This is a genomic window from Caballeronia sp. LjRoot31, assembly GCF_964253885.1.
GTDB lineage: Bacteria > Pseudomonadota > Gammaproteobacteria > Burkholderiales > Burkholderiaceae > Caballeronia.
In genome coordinates this window covers 344,911-365,054 of sequence record NZ_CAXURX020000002.1, presented here as the reverse complement: position 1 = coordinate 365,054, position 20,144 = coordinate 344,911, and the positions used below count along the sequence as shown (strand labels likewise).

Annotated in this window: 14 protein-coding genes; 10 read left to right on the top strand and 4 right to left on the bottom strand. The window is 58.3% G+C overall.

Going from position 1 to position 20,144, the window contains the following annotated elements:
* Positions 1–43: 43 nt before the first annotated feature.
* The 3 genes from ACSQ8V_RS19965 to ACSQ8V_RS19955 form a co-directional block, all read right to left on the bottom strand.
* On the bottom strand, positions 44–907 hold the full coding sequence (locus ACSQ8V_RS19965) for a sensor histidine kinase (protein WP_436206890.1): 864 nt from the start codon (positions 905–907) through the stop codon (positions 44–46).
* Between the two features lie 689 nt (positions 908–1,596).
* The gene (locus ACSQ8V_RS19960; RefSeq protein ID WP_436207968.1) at positions 1,597–1,947 is read right to left on the bottom strand and encodes a DesA/ISL3 alpha bundle tail domain-containing protein; all 351 of its coding nucleotides are present in this window, start codon (positions 1,945–1,947) and stop codon (positions 1,597–1,599) included.
* A gap of 388 nt (positions 1,948–2,335) precedes the next feature.
* Entirely contained in the window at positions 2,336–2,785 is a 450-nt protein-coding gene (locus tag ACSQ8V_RS19955; protein WP_436206889.1) for a fatty acid desaturase, read from the bottom strand.
* 1,164 nt (positions 2,786–3,949) lie between these two features.
* On the opposite strand from ACSQ8V_RS19955, the gene ACSQ8V_RS19950 reads away from it, so the two are divergent.
* The 7 genes from ACSQ8V_RS19950 to ACSQ8V_RS19920 all read left to right on the top strand — a co-directional run bounded on the left by ACSQ8V_RS19950 (position 3,950) and on the right by ACSQ8V_RS19920 (position 14,064).
* Positions 3,950–4,441, top strand: coding sequence for a polyhydroxyalkanoate granule-associated phasin (locus tag ACSQ8V_RS19950; protein ID WP_436206888.1), 492 nt, complete (start codon positions 3,950–3,952; stop codon positions 4,439–4,441).
* Positions 4,438–5,325 (top strand): class I SAM-dependent methyltransferase, encoded by an 888-nt coding sequence (locus ACSQ8V_RS19945; protein ID WP_436206887.1) that lies wholly within the window; start codon positions 4,438–4,440, stop codon positions 5,323–5,325. The genes ACSQ8V_RS19950 and ACSQ8V_RS19945 overlap by 4 nt, the downstream gene beginning before the upstream one ends.
* Positions 5,326–5,751: 426 nt before the next feature.
* On the top strand, positions 5,752–6,888 hold the full coding sequence (locus ACSQ8V_RS19940) for a sensor histidine kinase (RefSeq protein ID WP_436206886.1): 1,137 nt from the start codon (positions 5,752–5,754) through the stop codon (positions 6,886–6,888).
* 454 nt (positions 6,889–7,342) lie between these two features.
* Positions 7,343–9,319, top strand: a complete 1,977-nt coding sequence (locus tag ACSQ8V_RS19935) for an acyl CoA:acetate/3-ketoacid CoA transferase (protein ID WP_436206885.1) — start codon at positions 7,343–7,345, stop codon at positions 9,317–9,319.
* A gap of 91 nt (positions 9,320–9,410) precedes the next feature.
* A complete protein-coding gene (locus tag ACSQ8V_RS19930) occupies positions 9,411–11,075 on the top strand; it encodes an acetolactate synthase large subunit (RefSeq protein ID WP_436206884.1) in 1,665 nt (554 codons plus the stop codon).
* Positions 11,072–12,199: a zinc-dependent alcohol dehydrogenase family protein gene (locus ACSQ8V_RS19925; protein ID WP_436206883.1), complete on the top strand. Its 1,128-nt coding sequence runs from the start codon at positions 11,072–11,074 to the stop codon at positions 12,197–12,199. The genes ACSQ8V_RS19930 and ACSQ8V_RS19925 overlap by 4 nt, the downstream gene beginning before the upstream one ends.
* Before the next feature lie 449 nt (positions 12,200–12,648).
* The gene (locus tag ACSQ8V_RS19920) at positions 12,649–14,064 is read left to right on the top strand and encodes an inorganic phosphate transporter (protein ID WP_436206882.1); all 1,416 of its coding nucleotides are present in this window, start codon (positions 12,649–12,651) and stop codon (positions 14,062–14,064) included.
* 1,633 nt (positions 14,065–15,697) lie between these two features.
* Here ACSQ8V_RS19920 and ACSQ8V_RS19915 read toward each other — a convergent pair.
* Positions 15,698–16,612, bottom strand: a complete 915-nt coding sequence (locus ACSQ8V_RS19915; protein ID WP_436206881.1) for a LysR substrate-binding domain-containing protein — start codon at positions 16,610–16,612, stop codon at positions 15,698–15,700.
* A 235-nt stretch (positions 16,613–16,847) separates the two neighbouring features.
* On the opposite strand from ACSQ8V_RS19915, the gene ACSQ8V_RS19910 reads away from it, so the two are divergent.
* From ACSQ8V_RS19910 to purU, 3 genes are read left to right on the top strand one after another with little or no spacing between them, the layout of a single operon-like run.
* Positions 16,848–17,987 carry a branched-chain amino acid ABC transporter substrate-binding protein gene (locus ACSQ8V_RS19910; RefSeq protein ID WP_436206880.1) on the top strand — a complete coding sequence of 380 codons (1,140 nt, stop codon included), beginning with the start codon at positions 16,848–16,850 and terminating at the stop codon, positions 17,985–17,987.
* 36 nt (positions 17,988–18,023) lie between these two features.
* Positions 18,024–19,274 (top strand): sarcosine oxidase subunit beta family protein, encoded by a 1,251-nt coding sequence (locus tag ACSQ8V_RS19905; protein WP_436206879.1) that lies wholly within the window; start codon positions 18,024–18,026, stop codon positions 19,272–19,274.
* Between the two features lie 10 nt (positions 19,275–19,284).
* A complete protein-coding gene (purU, locus tag ACSQ8V_RS19900; RefSeq protein ID WP_436206878.1) occupies positions 19,285–20,142 on the top strand; it encodes a formyltetrahydrofolate deformylase in 858 nt (285 codons plus the stop codon).
* Positions 20,143–20,144: the final 2 nt, after the last annotated feature.

Here is a 20,144-nt window from a genome sequence, read left to right as displayed (position 1 = left end):
GAGTGAAGGCGCTCCACCGTCGAACGAGCGATTCACATACCCGTCATTGACTGCTTGAAACATTCTCTCGCGCAACAATGATCGGGAGTCGGAGGACAAATTCGCTGCCAGCGCCTGGGCCCGCACTGCTAGCTGAAATCGTCCCGCCGTGTAGTTCCGCAATCGCCTTCACGATCGCAAGCCCGATACCCAGACCGTCAGCGCTAGACGCAATCGTCCTGCGCGATTGCGCAAAGAGGTCGAAGACATGTGGCAGGAGAGAACTCGATATGCCCTGCCCGTTGTCCTTCACTGAAACCACCAGATCGTTGCGTTCTGCTCGTACGGTCAGCTTAATCGAACCCGAGATTGAAGTGTACTTCACGGCGTTAACCAGCATGTTGCTGATGGCCTGCGCAAGTCGTATGGGATCGCTGTTAGTCCAGATTTTTTCAACGGGTGTTTCGATGCTGAACGTTTGACCACGTTTCTCTGCAGCAAGCCCAACTCCCTCAAGGCTATCCGTGAGAACGGTATCGAAGTCCGTCCTGACTTTATGCAAATGAAGCACGCCATGGGCGACGCGCGTCGCATCCAACAAGTCATCCGCGAGTTGGGTCAAATGTGCGATTTGCCTGTCGATGGCCTCGACCGATCGTTCAATCTCTCGACGGCCGGACGAAACTCTGCGAATCATCTCGGTGGAAAGCTTCAGTGCATTCAGAGGACCGCGAAGCTCGTGCGCGACCATCGCGAGAAGTTCGTCGTTTCGATTTCGCTCTGCTCGGACCTCGAGCAGATTGACACCATTGAAGGAAGGCGAAGCAGCGGAGCCCGCGAAGCGCGGAGCCATATCATCCAATGCGCCTGTCGTATCAATAAAGGCCGGCCCAGCCGGCGATTGCGGCTGAGCGGTAAGCGTGGACATGTTGACCTCCGCTTTGTGAGGCATTGACGGGAACGCACGGATGCGTCGACGCCGGGACACAAGTGGCCAGAGCCAGTGGATTGCCGGTATTCGCCGTTCGTCGAGGCTGCCGACGGTCCGAAACATCCATAGCTCGCCGATGTGTAATGCGAGCCTATACCTTCGCACAAGTGTGATCCGCGCATCTGTACGGTGACCGCGGCGACTCGGGGAAGAAAAATAACAGGGAACCAGACGGCAGAAAACACTATGTATCTGCTTGCATACGAATTCGATGCTTGCCCAGCGGTCGTGGCTGGACAGCCATGATATCGAAGGCGAACGCGTTTTGTAAGGCGATGCTTGTTTGTCGGGCCTCGCAACGGGAAAACCGTCACACCTGCGTCATCCCTGCGGCTGTTTCCGCTGTATGTTGCCGCTAGCTCCAGCGCAGCGACATTGCTAGCAATCGCCATGGCCCGATGCGCGTCAGTCAGGCGGGGGAGATACATTTTTCTGTGCTAGCGTCAAACTCATTCGACATGATCGACCATATTCCCAGGGCCATAAAAAGATCTTTCACCCACGTCCTCAGATGACTTGGTCCCAACGTCATTCACGACGTCGAATGCAACGGAAGCCGCCGCCCGCGCGGCGACAAAATTCCCGCCGCGGCGCTGACCGTTGAAACGATAAGCAACCGCTGCGCCTCAAGCGTACTGACGAAGGCGTATAGAAAATTCTTCTAGCGCTTTCACACCACTCTGCTCCGCACGACTGCACCAGTCCTGCAATTGAAAGAGCAATTGCTCGGGCGATGCATTCGACCGTTCCCAGATAGACGACAGATCGCTGCGAAATTCGAGGCAAAGCCGCAGCTTCGGGCTGCCGGCGCATATTTGCGGCAACGCTAATTGCCGCGGGTCGTTCCGGCTCAATTGTTCCCGGAAAAGCCGCCTCCTTTCGCGGCGCGCAAGACGCTTCTCATGTGGACGCAGACGCTCGCCCTTCGCCAATTCATGGCGACAGGCCCTGCTGACCAGCCTGGCATAGCTCGCCATGACCTCATAGCGATTGGAAAGCACCGCTTCCAGCGTATCGTTATCGAGTATCGACTTGGCCTTGATCAAATGCGGCGTGGGCGCCACTCTCTTGACCTTGGCTAATCGCAGGCTCGAAAATATGCAAATGTACATCCAGCCGATGTCAAACTCGTACCACTTGTTAGATAGTTTTGCCGAAGTCGCATATGCGTGGTGATTGTTGTGAAGCTCTTCGCCGCCAATCAATATTCCCAGCGGAAACAGGTTCGTACTTTTATCGGCAGGCCCGAAATTGCGGTAGCCCCAAAAGTGCGCGCAGCCGTTCACGACTCCACCTGCCCAGAACGGAATCCATATCATCTGAACGGCCCAGACCGATACGCCGACAATACCGAATAGCGCGACATCAATCACCAATCAGTAGGCTTATTCCAAGATTCGGGTACCTCGCATAGACGTTCCGCTCCATCCAGTCGATCGGTGTGCCGTGACTGAATTTGCGCAACGTTTCTTCGTTCCTGGCTTCCGCGGTGTATAGCTCCGACCCTTCGAAAATCACCTTCCAGATTCCGCGGGTCTGCGGGCTATGGGGATCCTCATCAGTTTCGCATCGGGCGTGATGCTTTCGATGAACCGCAGTCCATGGGCCGGTCTCAATCCCTGTTGTCATCCAGAGCCAGAAACGGAATGTATGGCTCACGGCGAGATGCAGTTCAAGCGAACGGTGCGCCTGGCAGCGGTGGAGATAGACCGTCATGCAAACGATAGTGACATGGGTCGAGAGGAGCACGGCCAGGAGAATCTGCCACCATGAATAGCTTAGCAAGCCGTTGGAGAGAAATTCGAGCAGAGACATAAAAATCGTTAGCCTCGCGACAGTGAGTCGTCTTGACGCATTCGATACAGACGGACTTGGACGCCAAAATCAACGACTGCAAGAAGAAGGGCCGCGAAAAGGAAGAGCATCAGTGGATTCATGCTGTGATCCAGTCGTGAAGCGCGAGTGATTGCGGCCCGGCAATCGCGGGCGAGTGTTCTGCATACGTCATGCCTCCCATGCACCGATGCCGTACATGCAGCATCAGCACACAACGCGCGCACCTAAGCGATGTTTGATGGTCCTACGGCCCTGCACCGAGTTCCGAAAACGCACTGAGGTGCGCGCGTTTTCGGAGTATCGAATAAGTCGACATTCGCACAAGCAAGTCAACCGCGACAGACACGTCCGCTTATCAGATTTCGCCCACCGGTTATTCGCCATTACTCACGATATAGGCCTATCGCCCTGGGTCGCATTCACCGGTCTCAAGAATCGCTGAGGCTCGCCGACTTAAATAGCACAGTCCCACTTGCAACTGGGCGCGTCTGTACGGTGGTCGGTACTCGGATAACCAACCAGATTGATCGCATGGTTCGGTGGCAGAGCGCGCCGTGTGATGAACGTGTGGCTGACCGCTCGCTGGCTGGTGCGGGCGGCGTTCGCTCGTGTCAGCTGTCACGTCACTCCGCCAACCTCACGAACCCGTTCGAGGCGTGGTACGGCACCGTACCGACGCGTACTCTGATTGCGTGCACTGTCTATTGCGTTCGTCTTGAATCTGCGAGTTCGAGACGCCCCGAAACGGTCGTGCAGGAATAGTCGATCTCCACTGCCCCCAACGGCGGCCGGAGTCTTCCGAGCGGTGTAAACATGAACCTAGTCACCTTTGTTTTTTACGTCACGCTTCTGACAGGTGGCCTCGTTGTAAGCAAACGGATTAGTTTGCATCTAGCGCGCTCACCTTCTGCCATCGCCACCTCTGGGTCTCCGCGTGGCCGTCGATTCACTTGGCGGTAACGTCAACGTGCGTGAATGTTGTCGTCGGCCGACGCGACATAGACGTTAGTGCACTGAGCGGTCCAGTAGACCAATTTTCTTGACTTCAGCGCTGACCAGACGGCCAGCACCGAACGGCACCGCATCTGCATTGCCATTGTCCCTACGCGGTCAATCGGCACGCTCACTTACTCCGAGGACAATATGAATACATCAGTCTTGCTCCCGTCTTTGGGCGAACTTTCGATGAACTGGTGGCGCGTTTTGATGGAAGCCGGCGAAATGTTCAACGCGACAAACAAGGTCGTTGGACATCGCACGGCACGCATGGCATTGGCCGGGCCGATGCCAAACGAGCGCGACCGATACGAGTTCAGCCTGATGAGTCGCGAGAAAGTTGAAGCGGCGTCTGAATCGATCGAAGCCCTGAGATCGGGTTTTTTAAATCTGAGCCTGGAACTGGCCATGGAGACCGGCAGGCAAATGTCCGCAGCTTCAGCCGCTATTCTTGCGTTGAGTTCGAGTCATACAGCCGCGCAATGGCATGAGCGCCAGGCGGCGCTTCTGAAGATTGCGACGGAATATCCCACGCGCCCTCTGCTGTTGGCCAACTCGACGGCCCGCATTGTGCAGGAAAGTCTGGCGCCCATTCACGGCCGCGCGACCGCGAATGCCGAACGTCTGGGTGCGAATTGACAGCCGCCGCGCTGGCGCCGCCGCTTCGTGGAGAGAATCGGCGTGTGCGCAATCGCAACGGTGACGGCGTGGCGAAGGTTACGTCCAAATTGGACGGCGTGTCGGAAACGATGCTCTGGACGCTCTACGATCGGGCATGCGAAGCACGTCGTTCCGACGGTGTTCTAGTCGACCCTGACAGCGTTCGCATATGCGATGCAATCGACTATGACTTCACGCGCCATTTTGGAGACCCCGTCGGTTCGTTCGCCGCGCGAGCTGCAGAAATCGACGAGCTTTTGAGGCGCTGGCTCGAGCGCCATCCAGACGGCTTGATCGTGTCCTTGGGTGAAGGCCTGGAAACGCAGGTCCACCGCGTAGACAATGGTCGGATGCGTTGGCTCACGGTCGATCTGCCGGTTGCGATCGAACTGCGCAAGCAATTCCTTCCTTCGTCCAGGCGCTTTCGTCACGTGGCCGCGAGTGTGTTCGAGCCAGGCTGGATGGACGAGATTGAACGGACCCCCGATGTATTCATCGTCGTTCAAGGCCTCTTTATGTATCTTGAGCCTGAAGCGGTGAGACGCCTGTTTGCCCAGATAGTCAAGCGTTTTCCCGGCGCCGAAATTGCATTCGACGTGATCCCACGGTGGTTCTCTCAGTTAACCATGTGGGGCGTCATGCAAACGCCGTACTATCGTTTGCCGCCCATGCCATGGGGCATCGACGGAGATGAAATAACCGCCCGCCTACACAGTTGGTCGTCAGGCATCGAAACGTTGAACATGCTTGAGTACCGGGTGCCTCGTGGCTGGCCGAAAATAATGGAAGACCTTTTTCGTATGAATCCGCTGACCAAGCGCCATTTACCTTGCCTAGTGCATCTCAAAGTGCACAACCCCTGACTGCCGCGCATAACCAGTGATCATCTGCTATTGCGGACCGGTCGCAGGTGCGGGACCGCGGGAACCATACCGTTTGATTTCTTGACAGGACAGCTGCATGTGCAGCCACGCGTGAACGATAACGGCGAGCGCATTGTCCGGCAACCCTACAGTCCGTTCGAATGTTTCAGGCTGATGCCAACCGCCGAAATGGTACGTGCTAACCGTCGTCATTTGACCGTTGGCCATTTGACGGCCATACAGCGTCGTTCGCGACTGGCGCACTAGCCCTACGGTTGGGCATGCGCACATGACATGCGGGGGTATGCCTGGGGGGCAAATTGAACTACTCGCCATCTTGAGCGAAGTTCACGGCGCCTGAGCGAATGTCCTGTGGCGACCGCAGGCGCTCAGGCAAGTACAGCCGACAAAACGAGGGATTGCATCATGATGCACGATTTTCTTTCAAACAACCGCGACGACCTCATTGAACGGTGCCGCGTAAAAGTCGCGCACCGGCCCGCCCGAGGGGCAACTGTGCAGCAGTTGCAGAACGGCGTGCCGCTTTTTCTGGATCAGCTTATTCAGACACTGCGCATCGAACAAACGGTCGAGCCCATGGACAGTCGCAAGATTTCCGGCCCGTCGGGTGGCGAGCCGTCGTTTTCGGCGATTGGCATGTCAGCCGCGCAGCATGGACGACAACTCCTGGAGCTCGGGTTTTCCGTCGATCAGGTCGTCCACGACTACGGCGATTTGTGTCAGGCGATTACAGACTTGGCCTATGAGCGTGATGCGCCGTTTCAAATCGACGAATTTCGAACGCTCAACCGCTGCCTGGACAATGCGATTGCCGATGCGGTGACGGAATTCAGTTATCAGCGTGACTCAGCTTCGACAGACAAACACGTCGAAGAGATGAATGAACGCCTGGGATTTTTGGCCCATGAACTGCGCAATTTCCTCCAGACTGCAACGCTCGCTTTCACCGCAGCCAAAGCCGGCAATCTTAGCCTTTCAGGCGCGACGGGATCAGTGCTTGAGCGCAGCCTGACCGGGCTGCGGGACCTGATAGATCATTCTCTGGCTGAGGTTCGGCTGACAGCCGAAGGCCCGACACCAGCGCAAATGTTCTCACTGGCTGATTTCATTGGCGAGATCAAACAGGCGGCGGACCTCGCGGCCCGCGCTCACGGGTGTGTGTTCACGGTGTCTCACGTCGATGCAGATCTTGCCGTTTGCGCGAACCGGGATCTCCTATTCTCGGCGCTGGGGAATTTGCTGCAGAACGCGTTCAAGTTCACTCACCTTCACACCGAGGTCAGTCTTGACGCGTACGCTGTGGCGGGCCGAATCCTGGTCGATGTAAAGGACCACTGCGGGGGATTGTCGGCAACCGATGTGGAAAGCATGTTCCAGCCATTCAAGCAAAACGGCGTTGACAGAACAGGGCTCGGATTGGGACTTTCGATAGCCCGCCGCAGCGTGGAGGCAAGCGACGGGGTTCTCAGCGTGCGCGACATCCCGGACACAGGGTGTGTCTTCACTATCAGTCTGCCCCGACATGCAATGGTGCTGCAATGACGCAAGTCGATGTCTGAAACAACTTCCCCCTAATCATTTAATTGGAGGCTTTTAGCGCACCGTGCGCGTTAAGAAATTTGCCCTACCATTGGTGATGATGGGGATGAAGTGGTCGGGCTACGCTCGGCAGAACTGTGCGCAGTTGAATCGTATTTGCGGGACGTATTGTGACGTACAAGGACACCGGGGCGACTGACTTCGCCTGAGCACGACGATAGATTGTTCAACACGGCCGCGCTACCGGATCAGATCGCTTTGCCCACCGAAGACAGGTCTGTTTGTTGCGCCTGCTGCTGTGTAAGCGAACGACCTGACGGCTCGACAATATTCCGCTCAGCGTTCAGCAAGCTGTTAGCCGTTTGCAGGTGGGACACCGGTTTCCAGCGGGAGAACGTCTTTCCTTCTGCTTGGAACCAACCGCGACCGCACATTCACCTCTTCTTCGAGCTGCGTCATGAAAGACAAGATTGTCACCGCTGACGAAGCGGTCGCGCTGATTCGCGACGGCGACAGCGTCTGCTGCTCCGGCTTTGTCGGCATCGGTACACCAGACGAATTGATCATGGCGCTGGAGCGACGATTCGCCGGCACGGCTGAGCCACGCAATCTGACCCTTGTGTTCGCCGCCGCGCCCGGTGACGGCCGGGATCGGGGGCTCAATCGCCTGGCACTGCCGGGGCTGGTCAAACGTGCTATCGGCGGACATTGGGCGCTGTTGCCGAAGCTCGCCCGCATGGCGACCGATAACCTGATCGAGGCGTACAACCTTCCTTTAGGGACGATGTCGCATCTGTATCGGGACATCGCGGCGCATAGGCCGGGCACGCTGACGCAGGTTGGATTGGGCACCTTTGTCGATCCGCGTCACGGAGGCGGAAAGATCAACGCCAGCACGACAGAAGACCTGGTGAGCACAATCGACATCGACGGCAAGACCTGGCTCTTCTACAAGGTTTTTCCAATTAACGTGACCCTGATTCGGGGCACCACGGCCGACCCCGAAGGCAACGTGACGATGGAACGCGAGGCGCTCGTGCTCGATGCCATGGAGGCCGCCATGGCCGCCCATAATTCAAACGGATTGGTGATCGTCCAGGTGGAACGGATCGCCGCGAGCGGCACGCTCGATCCGCGCGCAGTGGTCGTACCGGGAATCTTTGTTGGCCGCGTTGTTGTCGCCCGCCCTGACACGCACGCCCAGACGTACGGCACCGCGTACAACCCTGCGTTCTCCGGCGAAATGAAAGTCCCGTTGGGGACGATGGAAAGCCCGGTGCTCGACGAGCGCAAAGTGATCGCACGCCGATGCGCGTTCGAGCTGCCGCTCGGTGGCGTGATTAATCTCGGCATTGGCGTTCCAGAAGTCGTTGCAGCCGTGGCAGCGGAAGAGCGGCTGCTAAGCCATCTCACGTTGACCGCCGAACCCGGCCTGATCGGTGGCACCCCGCAGGGCGGCTTGAACTTCGGCGCCGCCATCAACATTGATGCCCTGCTTCATCAGAATCAGCAGTTCGACTTCTACGATGGTGGAGGGCTGGACCTTGCGTGTCTCGGCATGGCGGAGATCGATCGATGCGGCAACGTCAACGTCAGCCGCTTCGGGCCGCGACTAGCCGGTGCCGGCGGGTTTATCAACATCAGCCAGAACGCCCGTCGCGTGGTATTCGCCGGAACGTTCACAGCCGGCGGCCTGGAAGTGGTGGTCGAGGATGGACGCCTACGTATTATTTCGGAAGGGTCGAAGAAGAAACTCGTCGAGGCTGTCGAGCAGATTACATTCAATGGATCGCTCGCTGCGCAACGCGGTCAGTCAGTGATGTACGTGACTGAACGATGCGTCTTTCGTCGCGTGCCTGAAGGACTCGAGTTGACGGAGACTGCACCCGGCATCGATATCGACCGCGACATTCTCGCCCACATGGACTTCGCACCCATTGTGCGAGACGTGCGATTGATGGACCCTCGAATTTTCTGGCCACAGATCATGGGACTGGCAACCGTGCTGCTCGATCTGCAGGTGAGCGACCGGCTCAGCTACGACGCCGGGCGCAACGCGATGTTCGCGAATTTCGAAGGCATGGCGATCCGCTCGAACGGCGATATCGAAAGTGTTCGGCGCGTGCTCACGGCATTCTGCGATCGCATCGGCCACAAGGTTTCGCTAATGGTCAACTACGACGGATTCCGGCTGGACGAGTCGGAGGCCGATGCGTATTTCGAGATGGTCAGGCAGTTGCAACTCAAGTACTACAGCTCGGCTACTCGTTTTACTACCAGCGCATTCATGCGCATGAAGCTTGACGCTGCATTTAGCGAGCTCGATTCTGCATCCCACGTTTGCGAAACACATGCGCAAGCAGCAGCGCATGCAACACGCGCACACGAGGATATCGGCCGCAAGCAGTTCGGCGAGCCCGGCGCGCGCAAGTAAGACCCGCTGATTCACGCCTCAATAGCACGCGGACACAACCATCAATTCAACCCACGATTAGCTGTGATCTAAACCAGCAAGGTGACTCCCTATGAAAGCATCCGACTTGTTCGTCAAGGCGCTGGAGAATGAAGGCGTCGAGCGAATCTTCGCCGTGCCGGGCGAAGAAAATCTCGACGTCGTCGAGTCGCTGCGGCGCTCCAGTATCCAGCTGATCGTGACCCGCCATGAACAGTCCGCGGCCTTCATGGCAGCGACCCACGGCCGCCTGACGGGCGGGCCCGGCGTCTGCATGGCGACACTCGGTCCCGGCGCGCTAAATCTGGTTACGGGTGCCGCCTACGCCCATCTTGGCGCCATGCCAATGGTGCTCATTACCGGCCAGAAGCCCATCATGACGGCGCACCAGGCGCGATTCCAGATAGTCGACATTGTCGCCACGATGAAACCCCTGACCAAGGCGTCCCGGCAAATAGTCAGCGGGACCAGCATTCCGACAGTCGTGCGCGAGGCGTTCCGGCTGGCCGCGGACGAGCGGCCTGGCCCGGTCCATCTTGAGCTGCCCGAAGACGTGGCCGCGCAAGAGGTAAGCGATGACGTGACGCTCGTTCCGCTGCATCCCGTGGAGCTGCCGGTGGCGCAAGAGGCTGCCATCGAACGGGCCGCGGCTTTGCTGATGCAAGCCGAGCGGCCGTTGGTCATGTTCGGTGCCGCCAGCAACCGGCCACGGCTGGCAGGTCAATTGACCGAGTTCATCCGGCGTACCGGTATCCCGTTCTTCAACACCCAGATGGGCAAGGGCACTGTCGCTGCGGTCGGTAACAACGAGGCCACGGAACTCTGGATGGGAACGGCCGCGCTGAGTGCGCGCGACTACTTGCACGAGGCGATCGATCGTGCAGACCTGATCGTGGCGATCGGGCATGACACGGTCGAAAAGCCACCGTTCATCATGGGGCCGAAGGGACCAAAGGTCGTTCACGTGGGTTATACGCCAGCGCACGTTGAAGAGGTGTTCTTCCCGCATGCCGAAGTAGTGGGCGACCTCGGCCTGAGTCTGGCGCGGCTTGCCGACCAGGTTCAAGGCAAGCTTCCAAACGCGGCTGCATTGGCGCCGCTGCGCGAAGGTATCTTGAGACGCACGCTGGACCGGGCACAGGAATCGCGCTTCCCGCTGACGCCGCAACGCATCGTCCACGACGTGCGCGAGGTGATGCCGGCCGACGGCATCGTCGCGCTCGATAACGGCATGTACAAGATCTGGTTCGCGCGATGTTACCGGACACGCAGTGCCAACACGCTGCTGCTCGACAACGCATTGGCGACAATGGGGGCGGGCTTGCCGTCGGCCATGATGGCGGCACTGCTCTACCCTGCCCGGCGCGTGATGGCGGTGTGCGGGGACGGTGGCTTCATGATGAACTCGCAGGAACTCGAGACCGCCGTCCGGCTGAATCTGAACCTCGTCGTATTGATCATCCAGGACGATGCCTACGGAATGATCCGATGGAAACAGGCCGTCGACAACTTCGCGGACTGGGGTCTCACTTTCGGCAACCCCGACTTCGTCAAGTATGCGGATGCCTATGGCGCCAAAGGACGGCGCGTTGAGTCGGCCGAAGCGCTGGCGCCGACACTGGAAGCGGCATTCCGCGAAGGCGGCGTGCAGTTGGTCATCGTTCCGGTCGACTACTCGGAGAACACCCGCGTACTCGTCGAGGAACTCAAGAACCGGGTCATGGAGGTCGCACAATGAAGATCAAGGCAGCAGTCCTGCAGGCGATGGGCGCAACACCGCCCTACGCCGTCTCCCGCCCTTTGCATATCGAAGAGATTGACCTCGCACCGCCAGGCGCCGATGAAGTGCTGATCAAGATCGCCGCCGCCGGCCTGTGTCACTCCGACCTGTCCGTGATCAACGGCGACCGGCCACGTCCAATGCCTATGGCGCTCGGTCACGAAGCCACGGGTGTTGTCGAGGAACTAGGGGCAGGCGTGACCGACCTCCAGGTTGGCGACCATGTTGTCGTGGTGTTCGTGCCGAGCTGTGGCCACTGTGCGCCTTGTGCCGAAGGCCGCCCGGCCTTGTGCGAGCCCGGCGCTGCTGCAAACGGCGCCGGCACGTTGCTGTCCGGTGCGCGTCGTCTCACGCGCGGTGGTGAGGCCCTGAACCATCATCTCGGATGTTCAGTGTTTGCCGAGTACGCGACCGTCTCGCGCCGCTCTGTCGTCAAGATAAATCCTGCCGTTCCGCTGGACGAAGCCGCGCTGTTCGGGTGCGCCGTGCTCACAGGCGTTGGCGCCGTGGTCAACACGGCGCAGGTCCGGGTCGGCGCATCGGTTGCGGTAGCGGGCCTCGGAGGTGTTGGCCTGGCGGCGCTCATTGGCGCGCAGGCAGCGGGCGCCCGGCAGATCGTGGCGATCGACTTGTCCGACGCCAAGCTCGAGCAGGCGCGCGCCCTCGGCGCCACGGACACGGTCAATGCCGGTCGGGCTGATGCTGTCGAACACGTCCGCGCGCTCAGTTCCGGTGGCGTCGAGTTCGCCTTTGAATTCGCCGGTTCGATCAATGCGCTGGATCTGGCTTACCGCATTACGCGTCGCGGCGGTTCGACCGTCACGGCCGGGCTGCCGCCGTCAACCGCGCTTTGGCCGCTTCCCGCGGTCAGCCTTGTGGCAGAGGAACGCACCCTCAAAGGCAGCTATATCGGCACATGCGTGCCTTCGCGGGACATCCCGCGCTACATCGATCTATATTTGCAGGGTCGTCTGCCGGTGAACAAGCTGCTCACGGGGCATCTTAAGCTCGATGAGATCAATCTTGGTTTTGACCTGCTACACGAAGGCAAAGCGATCCGCCAAGTAGTGGTATTCGAATGAAGGACTCTGTCGAAGACTGAACCGTTGGATAGGTCGAGATTCACGAAGCGGTCTTGCGGCCGCTGTTCCCGTGCCGACGGCATAACCCTCGGTCGCTATGCTCAGCGAAGAATGTCGGCAAGTTGGGAATACCGCAGCTCCCCGGGGTGCGGGCTGAACAAGTACGTAAGTCGATAACCGCGCGTTGCGTGGCCGGAGAAAAGGCCGAGTCCGACCATCTCGAAGTGGGATGTAGCATTGCGCCGCACTAAAACATGAAGTGTGAGCGAAGTCCGCGTGGCCCTCTTGTTGACCTGAAATGCCGGATCAGCGCTACCGACCCGGAATCCGGCTATTGTGGTCATTGCCTTACCTGTGTCACGGCAGATACATAAAATCAAGGTTTGTCCTGACGCAGCGGATACGTCCGGATCTCAAATTCATGCCGTCGAGTAATCCTGGGAGCGTATATGCTCGTTCACTTCGTTCCCTCATCGGGCATTGTCATCGGCATGCTGCTGGTCTGCTTTGCCATGGTTCTGGCATTTGAGGCCACGAACGGCTTCCACGACTCATCAAACGCCGTTGCAACGGTAATCTACACACAGTCCCTGAAGCCGGTCCCTGCCGTCCTGTGGTCCGGTCTAATGAACTTCGTCGGGGTCCTCGTGGGAGGCATCGCCGTCGCCTACGCACTCGTCGAGATCCTGCCGCCGGATGTGCTGACGCCTCCCGACGGATCCCCAGCACTGCCCATGCTGGTATCAATCTTCGCCGCCTTGTTCTGGAACATCCTGACCTGGGCCTTCGCCATTCCCAACAGCAGTTCTCACTGCATTATCGGCGCGCTTATCGGCGTTGCCGTCGCCGATGCTCTTTTGAAGTCGCGCAGTCTGACACAAGGCGTTGATTGGAAGCAGATCGTGACCGTATTGGAAGGCTTAGCCATTTCGCCATTGCTTGGCCTGCTGCTGGCTGGCGGACTCTACGGCATCCTGCGGCTCGTTGTGCGCCAGGGCCATCTGTTCGAAGCGCCAAAGGAAGGAGAACCGCCTGTCTGGTGGCTGCGCGGGCTTTTGATCCTCACCTGTACCTCCGTCAGCTTCTCGCACGGCACCAATGACGGCCAGAAAAGCATCGGCCTCATCATGCTGACCATCATCGGCTTGCTGCCGGCCAGCTATGCGCTCAATCCACAGGCGGCCCAACAGATGACCCAACTAAGCCAGAATGCCACCGCCGCCATCCCCTTGATTCAGCAATACGGCGACGACGTAAAACCCCAGGCGCTTAAATCGGCTGCATTGCTGCAACATGCTGGTCCCGAGCTGGCGAGCGAGGCACTTAAGCCTAATGGGCAAGACAATTCCAATTCCAGCGAACGGACCACCCGCGCACAATTACGCGGTGCGGTGTACGACATACTGTCGCAAATGAAGCACATCGGCGAGATCAAGAATGTCAGTCCTACGGACAAGGCAAAGGCCGCGGATCTGCTCAAGCAGATGGGACCACCTGTTCAATATGCACCGTTCTGGGTGCGCATGCTGAGCGCGCTCTGTCTCGGCGTTGGCACCATGGTCGGCTATAAACGCGTGGTGCGCACGCTCGGTGAGCGCCTTGGCAAGCAGCATATGACGCCCGGTCAGGGTGCCAGCGCGGAACTGGTGGGTTCGGTGCTGATTGGCACGGCCGGATTCACCGGTCTGCCGGTCAGCACGACCCATATCATCACCTCCGGTATTGCAGGCACGATGGTCGCCGGCGGTCAGGGGGTACAAAGCGGCGTGTTGTTCCGCATCGCACTCACATGGATAGTCACGCTGCCGGTAACAATCGCGATTTCCGCCGGCTTGTTCTATGTTCTGGACAACCCCAAATTCTGAAGATCGACCCACCCTCTCCGGGGATCTCTCCAGCAACCCTGCCGAGCAAACCCACGTGCGTAATCCGGCAACCTGACTCAGTCCCGACCGCCCAGCTCGATGCATTCAGTGCCAGTGTGTTCGCGACCGCCATCGACTTACCCGTGATCGAAATCAACGTGCCATCGGCGACCGAGCGCTGCGTGGCCTGCGGATTTTGGCCCCGCTCTAGAACAACGGTGGCCCGACTAGATCAGCTTCTTCATCATCGGCGTAGTGTGGGCGCAACCATCATGCGCTCATCGAATACGTACGCACAGCGGACCGCCCACTCCCGCTGGCAAACCTGTTCCTGCTGATGGGTGTGAGCTTCCCTCTTACACACGCCGTCCTAACACAGACTCTCGCGAATCCGACCACCCGAACGAATGGAACTGTTTTCTACGGTGTCATTGTCGCTCTCAATTCGTTGACCTATAGCGTGCTCTGTTGGCTCAGGCGAAGTCAACAGACACTGTTAGGACTCCATGTCTATAACGTCGCACTCACAGCGATCACGCAACGCCGCCTATTCGCCATGCTCGGCTCTGCGATCACCACTGGCATTCCCTTTTTGAGTGTGGATCTGAGTTTAGCGATCACCCGTGCTCTACGCGGTGAATGCGCGCGCCTAACGCTTGCCCGACGCACGCTGGATCGCGACGGCACCATCTCGGGAACGCGAGAGCCCGTAATAGCGGCCAGGGTCATCAACACATGGCAAGGCCAACATCCGATACGTTTCACTTGTTCTGTCGCTGCAGCTCTCGGATCAGCGCGACTGTCGTGTGAGCCGATCGAGGTAGCCGTGGACCGATAATTGCTGCAGTTATCTTGATAGTCTCGCACAAACCCGATTGACTGGGCCGGTAAGGCTACTGGTCGCACTAAATGATGCGCACCGCACAAGGCCTTGACTCGCATCGGCCTGATAGAAAACAAAATAAAGGAACAGACATGATGAAACGACCACTGATATGGATATTGATTGCGTTCTCGCTAACCAGCAGCCTCAGCGGTTGCTTTTTCCCCGGCAGGGGCGACGACCACCATGGTGGTGGTGACTACCACGAAGGCCACGACCAAGGGCACGATCATGATCATGACTAGTTCAACGGCCTTGCCTCCTTCACCTCCCTTGAGAAATACATGAAAAAGAAAGCCGTTCTAGCGTGTGCACTGTTGATAACTGCAGTGATCCCAACCGTTACCTTTGCGGAACCAATTCATCGCGACAACGACGAGCATCGCGTCGTGCATCGCCCGCCGCATCATGTCTCTCATCCCCAACATCGCGTTGTGCGACATACCTCACCCGAGACCCGTCACTGATCATCCCATTGTTGCACTCTGGGCAGATCCGCTTACCGATACCGCCGGCGACCAGAAGGTCGCCGGCTTCGTGAGGGGTAATCGACTCCGTGACGAATCTGCGCATTCTCCTGCAGTAGGCAAGCAATACACACCATGCCTCTATAGACGATGCCCTTGGTCATTGCCAGCTTCAGGGCTCTCTCACGGAACTCCTTAAGACAGCTTTGATGATTCGATTCACGTATGCGTCCATTCCTAAATTTGCGAAATCTCGGTGTTCACGCTTTCAACTGACCTCAATTTAACTGGACCAGACGCTGCAGCGAGCGTGGTCTAGCAGCCAGTCGAGAACGAACGAGGCCGGGGGACTTAAGGACGCACTTTCGGGGTAAACGATGTGCTCTGCCAGCCCTGTCTTGATGCCAATATCAAGAGCACGCACGAGTAACGTGTTTCTGGCTTCCGCCGGAATGCTGTACGCGGGAGACAAGCCAATGCCCTTACCTCCGCACATGGCCCGGTAGACGAGATCATAGTTGGACAGGCGCAGGAAAGGATGCAGCACCGGGTGACGGATGCGCGCCAGTTTCAACCAGTTGTCCCAGGAGGTAAACGATGAGATGCCGTCGTCGTACTCGATCAGCGTCTGGCGGGTCAAGTCTTCCGGGCAAGAAACAGGGTGAGCATCCCTGTATGCCGGGCTGCAAACGGGGAATATCTCTTCGTCGAAAAGCTTCTGAGTTTGCATCCCTGCAATCTGAACGTCTCCGTATCGGATCGTCAGGTCGATGTGCTCACGTGACGGGTCAATGAGCTCATCACTCGCGACGACGCGAATCTTGATGTCCGGATGTTCATCGGTAAAGGTGAGGATTGCTGGCATTAACCAGAAGCTCGACATCGCGACGCTTGCGGAAATGGTGACGCTTCGGTCATCGAGCGTTTCAATGACTGCCACAGCCCGCCGTATGGTCCCAAGGCTCTCGGTGATCGCTTGCTGAAAAATCACGCCGGGCCTCGTCAGCTGTATTTCTTTATGGCGCCGGACGAACAGCGGCACTCCGAGACGCTGCTCCAGAATCTGGATCTGCCGGCTGATCGCCCCCTGCGAGAGGCATAGCTCTTTAGCGGCGCGGGTAAAACTCATATGGCGCGCAGAGGCTTCGAATGCCGCAATCGTATTCAGCGGGGGAAGCCGCTTACTTGAAGATGCCACCGTATTTACTCCCGTTTAACCGATCGTATCGCCACGCTGGACACAGGCAAGTCAGCCTGAGCGGCCGATATCGCATCAAAAACTCATGGTAGGCCCATATCTTAGGAGAGAGGCCGGAGCCTTGCATCAGTTTTCGCATGCAAAGCCGCAGGAAAACTGCTTTGACGCACGATTTTTGAGGTTTGAGGATGTGCAGGTCGGCGCGGGCCGCAAACCAATAAAACGAGGGAATCCCATGAAGATCCTTGAAAGCACACTCGCGATATCTATCGCGTTGGCAGCCTCTGGCGCATTCGCTGACCAGGTGGTCAAGATCGGCTATGCAGGACCCCTCACGGGGGCGATTGCTCATATCGGCAAGGACTCTCAATATGGCGCGCAGCTCGCAATCGATGAAGCCAATGAGCAGAACATCAAAATCAAAGGGGAATCCGTACAGTTCGTCCTCGATGTGCAGGACGATCAGGGCGACCCCAAGACAGCGGTTACGGTCGCACAAAAACTGGTGGACGACCATATCGTAGGGTTGGTCGGACACATCAACTCCGGAGCGACGCTGGCTACGTCGAAGGTCTATAGCGACGCCGGGATTGCGCAGATTTCTCCGTCGTCGACGAATCCAATGTTCACGCGCCAGAGAATGAAAACCACGTTCCGGACAATAGGCGATGACCGGGACGTCGCGGATGCGCTGGTCGGTTATGTGGTCGACAACCTGAAGGCGAAGCAGGTTGTCGTGGTCGACGACCGGACCGCGTTTGGCCAGGCATTCAGCGACGCTGCCGTCGAGAGCCTGGCGAGGCGAGGCATTACGCCAGTCGGGCGCGAGTACACGACCGATCAAGCGGTCGATTTTCGCGGAATCCTGACGAACTTGAAGTCGAAGCAGCCTCAAGTGTTGATCTATGGCGGCGTGGACGCCCAGGCAGGTCCAATGCGGCGCCAGATGACCTCGCTCGGTATGTCGGGAACGGTGTTCGCGTCCTGCACCATCGAGACCGATAAGTTCGTCCAGCTTGCGGGCGTCGAGGCGGCAGAGGGTTCCATCTCGTCGGAGTCGGGTTACCCCATCAGCCAGTTGCCAAATGGTGCCGCATTCGAGAAGCGATTCGCGAAGTATGGCAAGCCGGTTCTTTACTCCCCTTACGCCTACGACGCGGCCTGGGCGCTGATCAAGGCCATGCAACTCGCCAATTCAACCGCACCTGCCGACATCCTGGCCGCACTTCATAAAGTCTCTTTCAACGGGGTATCCGGCGAAGTTTCCTTCGACCAGAAGGGCGATCTGCGAACCTCGCACGTCAGCCTGTTCAAGGAGAGCAAGGGAACATGGAATCCCGTAGGTACGGTCGAGGTCAAGAGCCGGGGCCAGTAAGTAGCAGCGCGTAGAACATTCAGATCAGAGACTGAAATGAGATATTCCGCTGGCCGGCTATTCTGGGAAGGATTAAGAGACCAGAAGGGATGGACGCAAGCCTGGAGAACCCCTGCGCTCAAGCGAAATTATCGCTTCGTGATCATCGGCGGCGGTGGTCACGGGCTCGCAGCCGCGTATTACCTGGCGAAAGTGCACGGCATCCGCGACGTTGCGGTCATTGAGCGGGGCTGGATCGGGGGCGGCAACACGGGACGCAATACGACGGTGATCCGTTCCAACTATCTGCTGCCGGAATCCGCAGCGCTGTACGAGTTCTCGTTGAAGCTCTACGAAAATCTCAGCCGCGATCTGAACTACAACATCATGTTCTCGCAAAGAGGCATCGTCACGTTGGCTCACACGCCACATGACACGGACAACGTCGTGCGCTGGGCAAATGCAATGCAACTCAATGGAATCGACTCGGAAATCATGAGCCGTGAACAGGTGGCGCAGATGATCCCCGCGCTCGATATGTCCAGCACCGCCCGACTTCCGGTTATCGGCGGGTTTGTCCAGCGCCGGGCGGGCACCGCGCGCCACGACGCCGTTGCGTGGGGTTATGCGCGCGCCGCCAGTTCCCTTGGTGTAGATATTGTGCAGAACTGCGAAGTAAAGGGCTTTCTGCGAGATGACCATGGTCGTGTTGTCGGGGTATCGACTGATCAAGGCGAAGTCAAGGCGTCTGGCGTTCTTCTGAATACAGCAGGGAGCACTTCCTTGCTTGCGCAAAAAGTGGGCGTCACCCTGCCCCTGCAAAGCTTCACGCTTCAGGCTATGGTCTCGGAGCCGATCAAGCCGGTCCTGGATACGGTCGTTCTTTCGCCCGCAACGGGAATGTATGTCAGTCAGTCGGACAAGGGCGAGCTTGTAATCGGCGGCGGTCTCGACCACTACGTTTCTTATGCGCAGCGAGGTACCCTGCCCGCGCAAACCGCCACGCTCATCGCGCTGGCCGAGCATTTTCCCGGTTTCCGGCGCCTGCGTATCCTGCGGCAATGGGCCGGCATTGTCGATGTTTCACCAGACTCCAGCCCTATCCTAGGCGAAACCGGCGTCCCGGGCCTGCTGGTGAATTGCGGTTGGGGAACGGGGGGATTCAAGGGAATCCCGGTCGGCGGATGGATGATGGCTCATCACCTTGCCACGGGCACCGCTCATCGGATTGCGGCGCCATTCGGCCTCTCACGCTTCGAGTCTGGCGCACTCATCGACGAAGCCGGCGCATCCGGTATTGCGCACTGAAGGGCCGGCAATGGAAAACAGGCGCTACATCATCAACCTGAGTTGCGACGATCATCCGGGAATCATCCGCGATGTCGCCACGTTCGTTTCGAGCCGCGGCGGCAATGTGCTGCAGAGCGCCCAGTCGACGGACGAAGTCACCGGGCAGTTCTTTCTGCGCATGGATTTCGAGGTTCCGGTGATCGTTGGTTTCGACAGCATCGAGTCGGATTTTCGGCCCATTGCCGATTTGCATCGAATGAAATGGCGCCTGGCGCCGGCGGATGTCAAAGGCAGGATGCTCGTCATGGTTTCCCAGTATGGCCACTGTCTGAATGACCTTCTGTTTCGCACGACCCTGGGGGCGCTGAACGCCGACATCGTGACGATCGTCTCCAATCATGAAACCTTCCGCGGGCTCGCCGACCACTACAACGTGCCATTTTTTCATCTTCCCATCACTCCCGAGACCAAACTCGAACGTGAACAACAGCTCCTTGCGCTTATTGACGAGTACCGTGTCGATCTGGTCGTTCTCGCGCGGTACATGCAGATCCTCTCCGAGTCTCTTTGCGAACGACTTCCCGGCAAGGTCATCAATATCCATCATTCGTTTCTGCCGAGCTTCAAGGGAGCACGTCCCTACCATCAGGCGCATGCGCGTGGCGTCAAACTGATCGGAGCGACCGCGCACTATGTCACCTCCGATCTGGATGAGGGGCCAATCATTGAACAGGATGTCGCGCGTGTCGACCACGGAATGTCCCCCGACGAACTCGCCGCGCTCGGTCGCGATGTCGAGTGCAGCGCGCTGTCGCGGGCAGTGAAGTGGCATTTGGAGCAGCGGATAATCCTCGACGAGAACCGCCGCACCGTGGTGTTCCGATGACC